At 42.3% G+C, this 16,079-nt stretch carries 18 protein-coding genes; 1 reads left to right on the plus strand and 17 read right to left on the minus strand.

Annotation, left to right across the window (positions count from 1 at the left end; genetic code table 11):
* The 17 genes from nuoH to ACP26M_RS16470 all read right to left on the minus strand — a co-directional run bounded on the left by nuoH (position 1) and on the right by ACP26M_RS16470 (position 14,609).
* Positions 1–1,044: an NADH-quinone oxidoreductase subunit NuoH gene (gene nuoH, locus ACP26M_RS16390; protein ID WP_426581493.1), complete on the minus strand. Its 1,044-nt coding sequence runs from the start codon at positions 1,042–1,044 to the stop codon at positions 1–3.
* Positions 1,044–2,033, minus strand: a complete 990-nt coding sequence (locus tag ACP26M_RS16395; RefSeq protein ID WP_426581495.1) for a 2Fe-2S iron-sulfur cluster-binding protein — start codon at positions 2,031–2,033, stop codon at positions 1,044–1,046. Before ACP26M_RS16395 ends, nuoH begins: the two co-directional genes overlap by 1 nt.
* A gap of 163 nt (positions 2,034–2,196) precedes the next feature.
* Positions 2,197–3,555, minus strand: coding sequence for an NADH-quinone oxidoreductase subunit NuoF (nuoF, locus tag ACP26M_RS16400; RefSeq protein ID WP_112575916.1), 1,359 nt, complete (start codon positions 3,553–3,555; stop codon positions 2,197–2,199).
* Positions 3,556–3,558: 3 nt separating this feature from the next.
* Positions 3,559–4,083 (minus strand): complex I 24 kDa subunit family protein, encoded by a 525-nt coding sequence (nuoE, locus tag ACP26M_RS16405; protein ID WP_090533912.1) that lies wholly within the window; start codon positions 4,081–4,083, stop codon positions 3,559–3,561.
* Positions 4,076–5,287 (minus strand): NADH-quinone oxidoreductase subunit D, encoded by a 1,212-nt coding sequence (locus ACP26M_RS16410; RefSeq protein ID WP_426581498.1) that lies wholly within the window; start codon positions 5,285–5,287, stop codon positions 4,076–4,078. The genes nuoE and ACP26M_RS16410 overlap by 8 nt, the downstream gene beginning before the upstream one ends.
* Positions 5,288–5,403: 116 nt before the next feature.
* The gene (locus ACP26M_RS16415; protein ID WP_090533916.1) at positions 5,404–5,907 is read right to left on the minus strand and encodes an NADH-quinone oxidoreductase subunit C; all 504 of its coding nucleotides are present in this window, start codon (positions 5,905–5,907) and stop codon (positions 5,404–5,406) included.
* Positions 5,907–6,449 (minus strand): NADH-quinone oxidoreductase subunit B, encoded by a 543-nt coding sequence (locus ACP26M_RS16420; protein WP_090533918.1) that lies wholly within the window; start codon positions 6,447–6,449, stop codon positions 5,907–5,909. Before ACP26M_RS16420 ends, ACP26M_RS16415 begins: the two co-directional genes overlap by 1 nt.
* 124 nt (positions 6,450–6,573) lie before the next feature.
* Positions 6,574–6,945, minus strand: coding sequence for an NADH-quinone oxidoreductase subunit A (locus ACP26M_RS16425; protein ID WP_090533920.1), 372 nt, complete (start codon positions 6,943–6,945; stop codon positions 6,574–6,576).
* 176 nt (positions 6,946–7,121) lie between these two features.
* Positions 7,122–8,813: a tetratricopeptide repeat protein gene (locus ACP26M_RS16430; protein WP_426581501.1), complete on the minus strand. Its 1,692-nt coding sequence runs from the start codon at positions 8,811–8,813 to the stop codon at positions 7,122–7,124.
* Between the two features lie 23 nt (positions 8,814–8,836).
* Positions 8,837–9,757, minus strand: a complete 921-nt coding sequence (locus tag ACP26M_RS16435) for a PstS family phosphate ABC transporter substrate-binding protein (RefSeq protein ID WP_426581503.1) — start codon at positions 9,755–9,757, stop codon at positions 8,837–8,839.
* Positions 9,747–9,977 carry a hypothetical protein gene (locus ACP26M_RS16440; protein WP_426581505.1) on the minus strand — a complete coding sequence of 77 codons (231 nt, stop codon included), beginning with the start codon at positions 9,975–9,977 and terminating at the stop codon, positions 9,747–9,749. The genes ACP26M_RS16435 and ACP26M_RS16440 overlap by 11 nt, the downstream gene beginning before the upstream one ends.
* A 3-nt stretch (positions 9,978–9,980) precedes the next feature.
* On the minus strand, positions 9,981–10,811 hold the full coding sequence (locus tag ACP26M_RS16445; RefSeq protein ID WP_091175774.1) for an energy transducer TonB: 831 nt from the start codon (positions 10,809–10,811) through the stop codon (positions 9,981–9,983).
* Positions 10,812–10,851: 40 nt separating this feature from the next.
* Positions 10,852–11,397 carry an ExbD/TolR family protein gene (locus tag ACP26M_RS16450; protein ID WP_188834569.1) on the minus strand — a complete coding sequence of 182 codons (546 nt, stop codon included), beginning with the start codon at positions 11,395–11,397 and terminating at the stop codon, positions 10,852–10,854.
* Positions 11,398–11,403: 6 nt separating this feature from the next.
* Positions 11,404–12,027, minus strand: a complete 624-nt coding sequence (locus ACP26M_RS16455; RefSeq protein WP_090533928.1) for an ExbD/TolR family protein — start codon at positions 12,025–12,027, stop codon at positions 11,404–11,406.
* 87 nt (positions 12,028–12,114) lie between these two features.
* Positions 12,115–12,948 carry a MotA/TolQ/ExbB proton channel family protein gene (locus ACP26M_RS16460; RefSeq protein WP_090533930.1) on the minus strand — a complete coding sequence of 278 codons (834 nt, stop codon included), beginning with the start codon at positions 12,946–12,948 and terminating at the stop codon, positions 12,115–12,117.
* Positions 12,949–13,380: 432 nt separating this feature from the next.
* Positions 13,381–13,716, minus strand: coding sequence for a translation initiation factor (locus ACP26M_RS16465; RefSeq protein WP_426581508.1), 336 nt, complete (start codon positions 13,714–13,716; stop codon positions 13,381–13,383).
* A 5-nt stretch (positions 13,717–13,721) separates the two neighbouring features.
* On the minus strand, positions 13,722–14,609 hold the full coding sequence (locus ACP26M_RS16470) for a diacylglycerol/lipid kinase family protein (RefSeq protein ID WP_426581510.1): 888 nt from the start codon (positions 14,607–14,609) through the stop codon (positions 13,722–13,724).
* Between the two features lie 218 nt (positions 14,610–14,827).
* Between ACP26M_RS16470 and metK the strand changes: the two genes are divergently transcribed.
* The gene (gene metK / locus ACP26M_RS16475) at positions 14,828–16,078 is read left to right on the plus strand and encodes a methionine adenosyltransferase (RefSeq protein WP_426581512.1); all 1,251 of its coding nucleotides are present in this window, start codon (positions 14,828–14,830) and stop codon (positions 16,076–16,078) included.
* Position 16,079 lies beyond the last annotated feature (1 nt).

A 16,079-nucleotide genomic window follows, 5' to 3' on the forward strand; every position in this document is an offset into this window, starting at 1 on the left:
TTAATATCCAAAGTGTGTAAGTAATGTACTGCCTACGCCTGTAAGCACAATGTTGGCAATAGCCAATGGTATTAATATTTTCCAGCCAAGGTCCATCAACTGATCATAACGGAAACGCGGGATTGTCCACCGTACCCACATGAAGAAGAAGATAGAGAAGAAGATCTTACCAAATAATACAACAACACCAATAATAGGCGCTATAGTAGGGCCGGCATGAGCGGCAACCCAATCCATACCTGGATAGTTATAACCACCCCAATATAAAGTAGCCATTACCGCCGATGATATGAACATGTTGATATACTCAGCAAACAGGTAAAAACCTAATTTCATTGATGAGTATTCGGTATGATAACCACCTACAAGCTCGGTTTCGCACTCAGGTAAATCGAATGGTGAGCGGTTGGTTTCGGCAAAAGCACAAACCAGGAAAAGGATAAAACCAAGTGGTTGTCTCCAAACGTTCCAGGCAAAACCATGTTGTTGTTCGGCAATTTCTTTAAGGCTTAATGTACCGGTAAGCATCAGCAACGCTATGATGGATAAACCCATTGAAATTTCATAGCTGATATTTTGAGATGCAGCGCGGATGGCACCTAATAACGAATATTTATTGTTTGATGCCCAGCCACCAATCATGATGCCATAAACACCTAATGATACTACGCCAAAAATGTAAAGTACACCTACGTTGATATCGGTAACCTGTAAATCAAAAGTACGACCGCCAATTTGAATAGCTGATCCCCATGGAATAACAGCCGAACCAATACAAGCAGTTAAAATAGCCAGCGAAGGGCCAACAATGAACAGAAAACCAGTTGCATTGGTAGGGATGATCTCTTCTTTCAAAAACATCTTGCCGCCATCGGCAAGGGGCTGTAAAATACCCCATGGACCTGCACGGTTAGGGCCTATCCTATCCTGGAAAAATGCGGCAACTTTACGCTCGGCGTACGTTGAATACATAGCCACGACCAGGCTGATTGCAAAAATCACAACGATCAGTACGATCCTGAATATTAAATCTGCGGTTTCCATTATAAGCGGGTCTCCCTTTCAAATTGTTCTTTATTGGCTTCCATCAGTACCGGGTTAGTTTTAACAACCGGCAGTGGCGTAAACTCGTAATGGTTAGCGCTGATCACTGATTGGTGCGATACCTTACGTGGGCCTTCAATAACCCAATCGGCAGTTTTCTTTTTATCGAATCGGCAGGTATTGCAGATAAATTCCTCAACTTCCCCATAAACATCTTTACGGCCAGTTACCCTGATCACATCCTCGCCTTTGTACCATAAGGTAACTTTACCACAGCATTTATCGCAATCGCGGTGTGCTTCAACAGGTTTGGTGAACCAAACTCGGTTTTTAAAGCGGAAAGTTTTATCAGTTAATGCACCTACAGGGCAAACGTCAATCATGTTACCCGAAAAATCGTTATCAACCGCTTTGCTGATGTAAGTAGAGATTTCTGAATGATCGCCTCTATTCAGGATGCCATGTAAACGGGTGTTGGTGATTTGATCGGCAGTAAACACACAACGGTAGCAAAGGATGCAACGGGTCATGTGCAGCTGAATTTTGTCACCTATGTCTATCTTTTCAAACGTACGGCGGTCAAATTCATAGCGCGTTTTAGCTGCGCCATGCTCAAAGCCCAGGTCCTGCAGATGACACTCGCCTGCCTGGTCGCACACAGGGCAATCAAGCGGGTGATTGATCAGCAACATTTCCACTACACCTTTGCGGGCTTCAATAACCTCTGGCGAAGTAATATTTTGTACCTCCATCCCATCCATAACACCAGTGCGGCATGAAGCCACCAGCTTAGGCATAGGGCGCGGATCTTTTTCTGATCCTTTGGTAACCTTAACCAAACAGGTACGGCATTTACCGCCGCTACCCTGCAGCTTAGAGTAATAGCACATTGCAGGCGGAACAATATCGCCACCTATCTGCCTTGCGGCATTCAGGATGCTTGTTCCGGGTTCTACATCAACGGTTATTCCGTCTATTGTTACTTTCATTGACATTTAATAATAACGTCGTTTGTTAATTTCTAAAATCTCTGTTTTCAAACCTGAATCTGAAAACTGCCGTCATTGCGAGGTACGAAGCAATCCCCGATTTGCAGGTACGCCCTGTATAGTTAGGGATTGCTTCGTACCTCGCAATGACGCTTTTTATTTGTTACGCAGTCTCTACAACCTTCAGCGGATCAGCATAATGCGCCAAACCGTAGTTTCTTGAAGTTGCTTCGCTCGCGTTAGTTACGTGCCATTCAAACTCATCCCTGAAATGACGAATAGCACTGGCCACAGGCCATGCTGCCGCGTCACCCAGCGGACAAATGGTATTTCCCTCTATTTTCTTAGATACATCTACCAGCAGGTCCATGTCGCTCATTTTGCCATGACCATACTCGAGGCGATGTAATACTTTTTCCATCCAGCCGGTACCTTCACGGCAAGGCGAACATTGTCCGCAGCTTTCGTGATGATAAAAACGGGCGAAATTCCAGGTATTACGTACAATACAGGCATCTTCATCATAAGCGATAAAGCCACCCGAACCCAACATGGTACCGCTTACGAAACCACCATCTGATAATGACTCATAGCTCATCAAACGAGCTTCGTTATTGATAGTTTTCAGGATCAGGTTAGCCGGTAAAATTGGCACTGATGAGCCACCGGCAACAACAGCTTTCAGGCGTTTGCCATTGGCGATACCACCGCAATACTCATCCGAATAAATAAATTCTTCAACAGGTACACCGAGTTCAATTTCATAAACCCCCGGTTTTTTCAGGTTACCACCAGCTGAGATCAGTTTTGTACCTGTACTGCGGCCGATACCTATTTTAGCATATTCGTCGCCACCCTCGTTAATGATAGGTACAACCGCTGCTATAGATTCAACATTGTTTACCACTGTAGGGCAACCATATAAACCGGCAATAGCCGGGAATGGTGGTTTGATGCGCGGGTTACCACGTTTGCCTTCCAATGATTCCAGTAAAGCAGTTTCTTCACCGCAGATATAAGCACCACCACCTGGTTGAACATAAAGTTCAAGATCGTAACCGGTACCTAAGATATTTTTTCCTAAGAAACCTTTCGCTTTTGCTTCAGCGATGGCTCTTTCCAGGATCCTTACCTGTGGCATCATTTCGCCTCGCAGGTAGATGTATGATGTATTAGCACCAAGCGCAAAACTTGATACAATCATGCCCTCAATCAGCAAGTGAGGGATATAAGTCATCAGGTAGCGGTCTTTAAAAGTACCAGGTTCCGATTCGTCACCATTACAAACCAGGTAACGCGCAACGCCTTCGGGCTTAGCCAAAAAGCTCCATTTCATACCGGTAGGGAAACCCGCACCGCCACGACCGCGTAAGCCCGATTTTTTAACCTCTTCAACAATCGCCTCAGGCGACATGGTTTTCAATGCTTTCTCCACAGAAGCATAGCCACCTTTTGAACGGTAAACATCAAATGTGTTGATGCCGGGTACGTTTATATGTTCTAAAAGTAATTTCCGTCCCATAACTTAATTCTTAGCTTTCGCTTTTAAATCACTGATCAATTTATCTACCGACTCGTTGGTCAGGTTTTCATAAAAAGTATATTCAGGGCCAATTTGCAATACGGGGCCAAAACCACAGGCGGCAAGGCACTCTACCCCTCTCCAGCTGAATAAGCCGTCGGGAGTAACTTCACCTTCTTTTACACCAAGGGTTTCCTCTATATGATCCATGATCTTTTCGGCACCTACCAGGCAGCAACCGCTTGTGCGGCAAACTTCCAGCACATACTTGCCCTGCGGGCGTAAAAAATACATGGTATAAAATGTAGCAACCTCGTATACCTCAATAGGCAGGATGCTTAAATATTCGGCAACCTTATCCATTGCTGGCGCACTTACCCAGCCAAACTCAGCCTGTACCAGGTGAAGGATCGGCAATAAGCCCGATTTTTGTTTTCCCTGCGGATAACGGCTAACTATTTCATCAAATTTGCTGATCAGTGCCGGCGAAAATTCAACCGGTTCCTGAGCTTCGTCAACTCTAAGCATCTAACTCTCCGGCTATAACGTTTAAACTACTCATGTTAATAATAGCATCTGATAATAACATACCGCGGCTCATTGGCGCATACATCTGGTAATTGATGAAGCTTGGCCTGCGGAAATGTAAACGGTACGGTGAGCGGCCACCATCATTAACCAGGTAAAAGCCCAACTCGCCGTTAGCACCCTCAACCGAATGATAAACTTCAGTAGTTGGTGTTGGAATTTCGCCCATCACAATTTTAAAGTGATAGATCAAAGCTTCCATGTTATTATATACTTCCTCTTTTGGAGGCAGGTAAAATTCAGGTACATCAGCGTGGAAAATATCGTTTGGCTCTTTATCAAGTTTGGCTAAGGCCTGTTCAATGATCCTTAAACTCTGCCACATCTCTTCGTTACGAACCAAAAAGCGGCTGTATACGTCGCCATTATCACCAACGGGTACTTCAAATTCGAAGTCCTCATATGATGAATATGGGTTCATAGCCCTTACGTCGTAATCAACACCGGCAGCACGTAAAAGCGGCCCGGTCCAGCTGTAGCTCAAAGCAGTTTCAGCGCTAACAGCAGCTACGTCTCTGGTACGGTCAACAAAGATCCTGTTACGGTTAAACAGGCTTTCAAACTCTTTAAGGGTTTTAGGAAAGTTCTTTAAAAATGCACGCAGCTTATCAAAGGCACGGCTGTTGAAGTTACGCTCAAAACCACCGATACGGCCAATGTTGGTTGTAAGGCGCGATCCGCAAACTTCTTCATATATTTCATAAATAGCCTCGCGGTGCTCCATCATATACAGGAAGCCCGTAAAAGCACCGGTATCTACCCCAAGTACACCGTTACAAATGATATGATCGGCTATACGAGCGAGCTCCATCACAATTACACGCAGATAATCAACGCGCTTTGGAGTTTGGATATTCAGGAGTTTTTCAACCGTCATGTGCCAACCCATATTATTTATAGGCGATGAACAGTAGTTTAAACGGTCGGTAAGTGGGGTGATCTGGTAAAAAGGCCTGTGTTCGGCAATTTTTTCAAATGCGCGGTGGATATAACCAATGGTTGATACACCGCTAACGATACGCTCGCCATCAAGCTGGAGCACATTTTGAAACACCCCGTGGGTAGCAGGGTGAGTTGGCCCCAGGTTAAGGGTTGATAGCTCGCTTTGCGGATCGTTATCTGTATATACAGGATGATTTTGCATCAGTATTGTTAATTAGAGTCAAGAATCAGGAAGACGAGAATCAAGATGACTTGTTCTGGCTTCTTAATTCTGTATTTCCTGGTTCTTAATTCTCAATTTCTTGAGTCTATATTATGTTATCTTCCGAAATAGAAATCCTTCTTGTCAACACGGTTGGGATCTTCCAACGGAAACTCCTTACGCATTGGGAAAGCAGTCATATCATCTACGTTCAAAATCCTGCGCAAATCCGGGTGACCGTCAAATAGTACCCCAAAAAGGTCATAAGTTTCGCGCTCCATCCAGTTTGCACCATCCCAAAGCACAGTAGCAGTGGGGATATGCACATCAGCATCGGCCAAAAACACCTTGATCCTGATACGGGTATTGGTAGTGAGGCTATGCAGGTGATAAATTACGCCTATCGGCTTTTCCTGTTCAGGGTAATGGATACCTGTAATATCTGTCAGAAAAATGAACTTAAGAGCCGGATCCGTTTTCAGGAATGTAAGCAGATCGATGATTGTTTCGCGGCCGGTTTCAACAGTAAGCAGTTCATACGGTTCACCAACAACCGTTACTGAAGTATCAAATTTATCGGCTATAGCTTTAATAAGCTCTTCGTTAGGTATTTTAGCCATTATTGAATTCCGTATTTAGCTAATAACTCCTGGTATTTAGGCTCGCTCCTGCGGCGCAGAGATTCCGTTTTTACCAGCTCCTGAATATTCATAAAACCATCTATAATAGCCTCTGGCCTCGGCGGGCAACCAGGTACGTAAACGTCAACCGGGATAACTTCGTCAATACCTTGCAAAACGGAGTAAGTATCAAATATACCACCGCTTGAAGCGCACGCCCCAACAGCCATTACCCAACGGGGCTCGGCCATTTGCAGGTATACCTGGCGCAGTACAGGAGCCATTTTCTTGGCTATGGTACCCATAACCATTAACAAATCGGCCTGTCGTGGTGAAAAACTCAAACGCTCGGCACCAAAACGTGAAAGATCATAGTGAGATGCCATGGTGGCCATAAACTCAATGCCGCAGCATGAAGTAGCAAATGGTAAAGGCCATAATGAATTTGAGCGTGCTATGCCTATTACTTTATCAAGCGAGGTAGCAAAAAACCCGGCGCCTTCAACTCCGGCGGGGGCATCAACTAATTGAATATCACTCATTGAACTAAATTGATAGAAAAATCATCATCCGCTAAATGTGGATAATGGGAGCAAATTTACAATAATAACGATGTAAAATGTACACTATAGGCGTACACGGGCCATATTTAGAATCAATCTAAACTCAATCCCAGTCCAAAGCTCCCTTTTTTATTACGTAGATAAAACCCAGCAGAAGTGTCGCCATGAAAATAAACATTTCAATAAGACCGGTAGTACCTAATGCCTTGAAATTTACCGCCCAGGGGTACATAAAAATAACCTCCACATCAAACAGCACAAACAAAATGGCTACCAGGAAATATTTAATGGAGATTGGTGTACGGGCATTACCCACCACCTCAATACCCGACTCAAAAGGGGTAAGCTTATCTTTTGTTTTTCTTTTGGGCCCTATTTTGTGTGTTACAAACATTGTTGTTACCACAAACCCTAAAGCAACCACCATTTGAAATATGATGGGTAAATAATTAACCGGTAAACTTTGTGCTTCCATGCTGCAAATATACTAATGCCTTAATAATAAAAAAGTGTGATTTATAAGGTTGTTAATCATTTCTGCAATTCGTTATTAATATTGATTACAAATCGCCGTCATTAATCAATTTCTCAAACCGGAATAAAAAAAGGGCCTCTTTTTAGGAGACCCTTCATATCTGTTAATTTATAATGTTATTTGCCTTTTCCAGCACCACCTTTGTGTTGAAAGTAAGCTGCGGCACTTTTGTTAGCAGGATCCAGTTCGCGCGCTTTAGCAAAGTTTTCGGATGCTTTAGCGTCGTCTTTCTCTTTATACTGGTAAATCGTGCCAAGATAAGCATAGGCTTCCGCTAAACTTTTCTTGGTTTTTTCGTCAGGGGCACCCTTTGCATTAACTACTTCGATATACTTTTCGTAGTATGGCTTCGCGTATCCTGAAATGTTATTACGGTCTTTTTCTTTTAGGTCGTTAACACGTGCACGATATAAAAATGCATCCGGAAACGGACTGGTAGCTGTTTTGGCAATTACATAGCTAAATGCACTGTCGGCGCGTGTAAGCAGTGAATCGTTAGGAGCTTTTGTATCGTAACCATAATAATAGCTGATACCTTCGTAAAAATAGTCGGTTAATTTAACGCTGTGACCACCTTTAAGAGTAACTTCCCTGTAAGCATCACCAGCTTGAGCATATTTCTTTTGGCGGAAATATGATTTAGCTATCTCAGCATACACATCAGTTTGGGTGCTATCAAGTGTTAAAGCTTTCTTAAGAGTAAGTATACCTACCGAGTCCTGATTAAGGGCAACCTGTAAACGGCCTTGATACAAGTAGTCGCGTGGGATGATACGTTTCGGATCAGCTTTCTGGAACCAGGTGTTGATTGCAGTTAAACCATTTTGATAATCTTTGTTTTCGTAAGCCGCATAAGCCAGGTAACGATAAACCCTTGCATTGGTACTTGCTGATTTTGACAAATCAGTAGCTACCTGTTGTAAAGTTTTATAATCACCTGCAAGAATCAGGAAGTCGGCATAACGCATTTGAGATTCTACTGACTGATCAGTTAAGCTCAGGTATTGTTTGTAATGATCAACTGCCTCTTTAATTTTAGCCGAAGCCATTTTGGGGTCGGTTAATGACCAGCGCAGGTCGGTTTCAGCCCACTCGCGGTAAGCAGGGCCATAGTTGGCATTAATAGCCAATGCGTCTTTAAATTGCTGCTCAGAGCCATCAAAGTTATTAGCAAATTTATACAATACACCGGTTGCTACTTTAGCAGCAGGGTTTTTAGGATCAAGTGTAGAAGCGTCAGAATAGTTTGAGTACGCTTCGTTACTTTTTAACACAGAGCGGTAAGCATCACCTAAAGCGATAAGCAAATCAACATCTTTCGCATTAATAGCTTTTCCTTTAGTCAGTACTGCAATAGCAGCATCTGCATCCGCGGGCGCAACTTTTTTATCGGTAGTAGTAGGCAGCAAATATGATAAACCTACATACGTGTAAGGTTTTGCGTCCTTACCTGCCAAAGCTACAGCCTGATTAAAGTTAGTTGTTGCACCGGAATTATCCTTATCCAAACGGGCAACAGCACCTAAACCGGCATAATTTAATGCTGATTTTGGATTTGCAGCAATACCTTTATTGAAAACGACTTTCGCCGAGTCAGAATAGTCCTGTTTAATGTACACCCAGCCCAGATAAAAAAAGTTTTCATCTTTAGTTGGCTGAGTTGTAGTAAGCGTTTTGAGCATCGACTCTGCTTTCTGATATTGTTCGGCGTCAATAGCTTTTTTGGCGTCGGCAAGACTTTGCGCAAAAACTGATGATGAACCTAAAAATACCAGTCCTAATGAAGCCTTAGCTATTTTACTGATCATTTTCATCTTTATTTAGTTATAGTTTACTTTTTTAAAATTATCTCTCTAGGGGGAATTGAATCAGGTAGTAAACCCGATTTCAATATTATCCGTTGCCCCACATCACTGGCCAGGAACGTAACAAATCCCGCTGCTAAACCATTCTTACTTGAGCAATTGATCAAATATAAACTCCTGCTCAAGGGATACTGTTTTAAGACAAGCGATTCTTGTGAAGGTTTAAAATATTCGTTAGGATACTGTTTGTTTCCTTCATCTCTAACTCCCACAACTTTCACTTTTCCAACGTAATCCGCATACTCTTTTTCTGGGTTATTAATCCAGCTAAAACCTATAATGCCTAATGCATCAGGATGTTCGCTTACATACTTAATAACCTCGATATTTGATTTAAGCGCATATATATTCTTCTGCTTAAACTCCTTAGTACCAGAGAAATCCTTCAAATACCTTACCAAACTTGAGTTCGGGTTATCAAAAACTATAGTTTTATTTCCGTTCCCCTGGCCTTTAAGCTCCTTTTTTAATTGAGCGACAGTAATAGCGGTATCATTCGATGCCTTATTAACTATCAATGTAATTGCATCAACTGCAAACGGTACAACCTCTACACTCAACGTACGGCGCGTTATTATATTACGCTCCGTGGTATCAAGCGTACGCGATAATACCGCAAGCCTAACACTGTCGTTTAACAACATATTTACAGCCTGGTTTTCTGTTTTATAAATAAATACCGGGTCGGCGTTGGGGTACCGGCTTCTGTAAACATATTCTTCCTGTGCTACTATAGGCGAAAAAGATTCATCGGCTACGAAAGTTGCTCTTCCGGCGTTGAAGCTGTCGGTTGGTACGGATTTTACTTGTTTTTGCTTACAGGCCTGTAAACCGGCTATTAAAACAATTAAAACCAATACATATACAACCCCTAATTTAATCTTCATACTGATCCTTCTTAAACAATCTCGAAAACCTCAAAATCGCGTATCCTATAGTAAACGCACCGAAAAGTAAACGTTGATAATGTTGCAGTTGCAGCGGGAGCGCATCCCAAAACATGATCATGAGACCTAAAACCACAAAGCAAATAAATGCAGCGGTTCCTAAAATAAGCAAAAACCGCCTTTTGGGCGATTTTTGCTCTTTATTGTAATTAAATGGCATTACTTATTCTTCAGATGCTAAAGTAAAGCTGATTGGAACACTGTATTGTACACGAACCGGACGACCGTTTTGTATACCAGGTTTCCATTTTGGTGAATTTTTCAATACACGAACTGCTTCTTCGTCGCAACCGCTGCCGATGCCTCTTACAACCTTAATATCGGTTAAAGAACCATCTTTTTCCACAACGAATGTACAAATTACACGTCCTTGTGTATTGTTTTCGCGGGCTACGGCCGGATACCTGATGTTTTTGCTCAAATACTGACCAAATTTCTCCAAACCGCCGGCAAATTCAGGAACTTGCTCAACAGAAGTAAAGATCTGGTTAGGATCGGCTTCCACAACCTGCTTAACGTCTGAGTTACCTACCGGCTCATCAATTCTAATGTCTGCGTTAGGATCACCTTTTTGGTCTTTTTGACCCGGATCGGCAACAGCAAGCTCTTTTACTGTTGGCGGATCCTTCTCCTTAACCTCGTTATCTGGTTTTACAACCGGAGGAGGGAAACGTACCTGGTCTACCTTTGGTTTTGGCGGTTCAGGTGGCGGCGGAGGTGGTTTTTTGGTTTGGTCAACCGGTGGCGGAGGCAACAGAACCACGTCTGTTATCTTCACCTTTTCGTCTTTCGCTGGGATAAGACCTTTGATCTTGTTGATGATAGTTGGCAAAGAAACTATAAATACAAAAACCACAATAGCAATGATCAACGACTTGCTGGTGTTTTTTGAATTCTCTTTCCTTAACTCGTAAGCGCCATAGGCTTTATTACGATTACTAAAAACAACGTCGATCCATTCCTGCTTTAGTATGTCTAATTTTGATCCTAACATCTGTTAAGGCTTTAATGGAAGTTTATAACGTTATTTAATACTATTTATTATCGTTGTACAAGCCGTCTTTTTTAAGCAACTCAATCTCCGGTGCTGAAATATCAACAATACCATAGCTCTGGATATTGGCGATATTGATCTCATCAAGCGTGCTAACCATATTTTTATATTTTGATTTATCGCTTGGTTTAATCACAACAAACATGTATTTGCCTGTTTTTTGCTGTACTTCTTTGCTTTTTTCAATTAACGTTTTACGTAACCCAGTAGGGCCAAAATTGTCAATTGTGGGCGCTGATTTTCCCGGCTCGCCGATGTACCACTCCAATTTATCGTCGCTTCCCAATAAAATGGTCATTGAACGTGAAGCGGCAATATCCATCTGATCTTTTGTTTTCTCATCCTTATCAGGCATGGCCAAGTCCATCGCTTTTGGTTTAGCGAGTGTAGTGGTCATGATGAAGAAGGTGATCAACAAGAAAGCCAGGTCAACCATCGCGGTTAAATCTACACGGGTTGATTGCTTCTTACTGCGAACCTTACCGCCTTTATGTTTGCCTCCCCCGGAGGTATCTAATTCTGCCATGGTCTTTTATTTTTTTGGAGCACCACCGGCGCTGCCCAAATCCGTAATTAAACTAAACTTGTTAACTTTTTGCTTTTGCAAAATACCGATAACATCCTTTATAACCGGATATTCTTCTTTGCTATCACCTTTAATAGCCAAACGAAGCTCCTTGTTATGTAAGGCTTTGGTAGCTATACGGGCCTGGCGAATCCAGTTGGTAAGCTCGGCCGAAACCGAGTCTCTCGGGATACCCGGCTGTGCATATTTCTTTTGCTGATCAGCAGATAAAGCGATAAACTGTTTCAACTGGTTCATTGGCACGCCAAATGAATTGATAGATGAAAAACGGGTTTGCTCTTCAGGGGTAAAGGTCATATGATATATTGAACCCATCTGGTTCAAAGTTTCCTTACGGATATCAACACCTTCAACACCAAAGAAAGCTTTTTGATCACCTACAGATACTGTAGCAAAATCAGACTCAGGCACTGGCTGCTGGATTGAAGACTTCGGTATATCAATAGGTACCGGATCTTCGGTTTTTACTTTTGCGGTCATGATGAAGAAAGTAAGCAGCAGAAACGCCACGTCGCACATAGCGGTCATGTCAATTGCGGTGCTCTTTCTTGGAACTTTTATCCTTGCCATGTTAAATTTCTTAAAAATATATAGTGTTTCAGTATTAACTATCTTGCCCCTAACTTATTGTGCATGAGGCATAGCACTAATATATTCTTATTTGTTTTTGTGAGATGAAGCAAATGTTTGTACAATGCTAAATCCTGTTTCGTCAATAGCGTAAGTCAACTTATCAATTTTTGATGTAAATACGTTGTACATAACAATTGAAATAGCTGAAGTACTGATACCAAATGCAGTGTTGATCAAGGCTTCAGAAATGTGAGCTGATAGTTCAACCTGGTTAGGTACACCGGCAGTTGCTAATGAAGAGAACGCTTTGATCATACCCACAACCGTACCTAACAGACCGGTTAACGTACCGATAGATACCAAAGTAGCGATGATAGTTAAGTTTTGCTCAAGCATTGGCATTTCTAAAGCAGTAGCTTCTTCGATATCTTTTTGGATAGCTAAAGTTTTTTGATCAACGTCAAGGTTTGGTTCAGCTTCCATTTCGCCGTATTTTTTCAGTGCTGATTTGATAACGTTAGCAACAGAACCTTTTTGTTTGTCGCACTCTGCAGAAGCACCTGCAATGTTACCGGCATTTAAAAGAGATTGGATTTTCCTTACGAAGCTATCAACACTACCAGTACCTGAAGCTTTGCTGATAACAATGAAACGCTCGATAGAGAAAACGATAACCATTAATAAGAAACCCATGATCACCGGTACGATAACACCACCACTGTGAACTGTGCCGAAAATGTCTGTTGGGTAAGCGTTAACATCACCACCTTTAAAGTGGCTTGGATCACCTAAAATGAATATAAAGATACAAGTTGTAACAATAAGACAGATTGGAATGGTTAAAGAAGCAAACATGCCAGATGCACTTGAGCTTTCTTTCTTAACAGGAGTAGTTGGTTTTGTTGGTGCGTTTGCCATTACTTTTGAATTTTTAGTTTTTGTTTTTGTTTATTTTATAAGTTAGTTAAAATGCGCTGTTTGTTGGGAATAACAAAAATAGAATTTTATTGAATTAAAAAAACCATTTATGTTATTCTTTACAATTTTTTAATACAGAATATCATTCTGTGTATTGTTGGTGAATATAAACGCAACATTACAATTTTATTGTGTGTTACCAACACAATTATATGCAATGAAAACCATTTTTTTTAAAAATAGCAAGTGATAACACATAAAATTTGTGTTACCAAGCTAAAAATGGCCCGTTTTTTTAAGTTTATAAAAGGTTTCTGTACCTTTTAACTATGATGCAAGCTTTGTAACAGATAGTTGTGCACTTTGTTTAAAAATCCTTCTTTCAAATAAGTTTGTTAAACTACCGGTTTATAATTGTTTATTTTTTTCAGATCACCCGCCGGCTTTTTTAGCTTTATACCCGTCAGTTTGTAATAATACCAGTATTTTATCACGGAAATCGCCCTGGATCAGTATTTCGCCATCTTTAACCGAACCTCCAACCCCGCATTTTGATTTTAGCTTTTTTCCCAAAGCTTCCAGATCAGCATCGGCACCAATAAACCCGGCAATGCGGGTAACCAGTTTGCTGCCTCCTTTACGGTCAAGATATATTTTAAGATTTTGCTGCTGTGGCGGCAATGTTTCGGCCCCTCCCCCACTGGTTTCCTGGTATTGAAAATCGGGGTCGGTTGAGTAAACTACGCCTGTAAAATTTTTCTTAGCCATATTGATCAATTTTTAAATGACGGGCCAACTATAACCTTTAATGATTTTGGCAATATAGTAATATCTATGCCCGTACCCGCCACCTGGGGTTCGCCATCCAGGTGAATAGGGCCGGTATGCTCCCTTTTTATCAGGATTTGCTTACCACGGATAATTTCTACGTATTTTGAGCTTTCGGTCGCTTTAATCAGCATGCGCATGCTCATCTCCGGAAACCTCCACAAGGGAAAAGGCTTTATCACACAAACATCCAGCAAACCATCCTGCAGGCTTGCTTTGGGCGATATATGTACATTATTGCCGTATTGCGAAGAATTGGCTATACTGAGCATAAATGCCTTATAATCATATTTCTTTCCGTCGATATCAAGATGATAGTTTTGCGGCTGGTAGCCAACTACCTCCTTTATCGACGATTTTATATAACTGATAAAACCGCGCTTTTTACCATGCGAAAAGATCTCGCTGATGTGAGCGTCAAATCCCATGCCTGCCATATTAAAAAACGGTTGCCCGTTAATCCTGGCCGAATCAATAATTTCGGTACGGCCCGAGGCAAGGTTCTTAATAGCATCCCTTGTATCCATTGGGATTCCTAAAAACCTCGAAAGCCCGTTACCTGAGCCAAATGGAACTATACCAAGCGATGTATCTGTATCCACAATGGCCGATGCTACTTCATTAACTGTACCATCACCCCCAACTGCAACCACTATATCAAATTTGCCAATGGCTTCGGATGCGATAACCCTTGCATGTGCCACGCCGTCACTAAAAGCGATAACCGGCTCCATTACACCGGCATCAATAGTATCTTTAATCAGTTCAGGCACCCCGTCCTTCTTCTTCCCCCCCGAAATTGGGTTTATTATAAATAACGCTTTCCGTTTCAACTATATATATTATTTCAATCTTCAAAAGTAAATGTATTTTCGGCTTTGTGAAATTTGTTTTATTTTTACCGCCCGAATGTGGACTGATTTAATGCTCCTTTTTACACCGGAGCCGGATTGCAACCACGTAAAAAAGTGCTAAAACCATGCTTCTTTTTACCGCTCGATCCGTCTTAAGCCCCTCCCAGTCGATTTTAATTTTACTTATTTAAAATTTTATGTCATATTTATTTACTTCAGAGTCTGTATCAGAGGGTCACCCGGATAAAGTGGCCGATCAGATCTCGGACGCGCTGATTGATCATTTTTTAGCATTTGATGCCGAATCGAAAGTTGCCTGCGAAACGCTGGTAACCACAGGCCAGGTTTTTTTAGCCGGCGAAGTAAAATCAAAAGCCTATCTGGACGTACAGAAGATTGCCCGCGAGGTGATCAACAAGATCGGGTACACCAAAGGCGAATATATGTTTGACGGCAGTTCATGCGGTGTGCTATCGGCCATCCACGAACAATCGCCCGATATTAATCAGGGGGTTGACCGCACCGCCAAAGAAGAACAAGGTGCCGGCGACCAGGGCATGATGTTCGGTTATGCAACCGTTGAAACCGACAACTATATGCCGCTTGCCCTTGATATAGCCCACGCTTTATTAATTGAGCTTGCAGCCATCCGCCGCGAAAACAACGAGATCAAATACCTTCGCCCGGATGCAAAATCGCAGGTTACGCTTGAGTACAGTGACGACAACAAACCACAACGTATTGATGCCATCGTTATATCAACCCAGCACGATGATTTTGACGACGAACCGGCTATGCTTGCCAAAATCAGCGCCGACATCATCAGTATCCTGATTCCACGTGTTAAAGCTAAATACCCTAAATACGCCCACTTCTTTAACGATGATATTAAATACCACATTAACCCAACCGGTAAATTTGTTATCGGCGGGCCGCATGGCGATACCGGCTTAACCGGCCGCAAAATTATTGTGGATACCTACGGTGGTAAAGGTGCACATGGTGGCGGCGCTTTCTCTGGTAAAGATCCTTCAAAGGTCGACCGCTCGGCTGCTTACGCTACCCGCCACATCGCTAAAAACCTGGTTGCCGCCGGTTTGTGCGATGAAGTGCTTGTGCAGGTATCATACGCTATCGGCGTTGCACAGCCAATGGGTATTTACGTAAATACTTACGGCACCGCTAAGGTCGACCTGCACGACGGTGACATTGCCAAAAAAGTAGAAGGCATTTTCAATATGACCCCATACGCCATTGAAACCCGCTTTAAACTGCGTAACCCTATTTACAGCGAAACCGCGGCTTACGGCCATTTCGGCAGGCCTAACGAAATAGTTACCAAAACTTTTGTTGGCCACGACGGCAGCAAATTGGAGCGCCAGGTTGAGCTGTTCACCTGGGAAAAGCTTGATCATGTTGATAAGGTTAAAGCAGCCTTCGGGTTGTAAT

This window comes from Mucilaginibacter sp. R-33, assembly GCF_049949235.1.
GTDB lineage: Bacteria > Bacteroidota > Bacteroidia > Sphingobacteriales > Sphingobacteriaceae > Mucilaginibacter.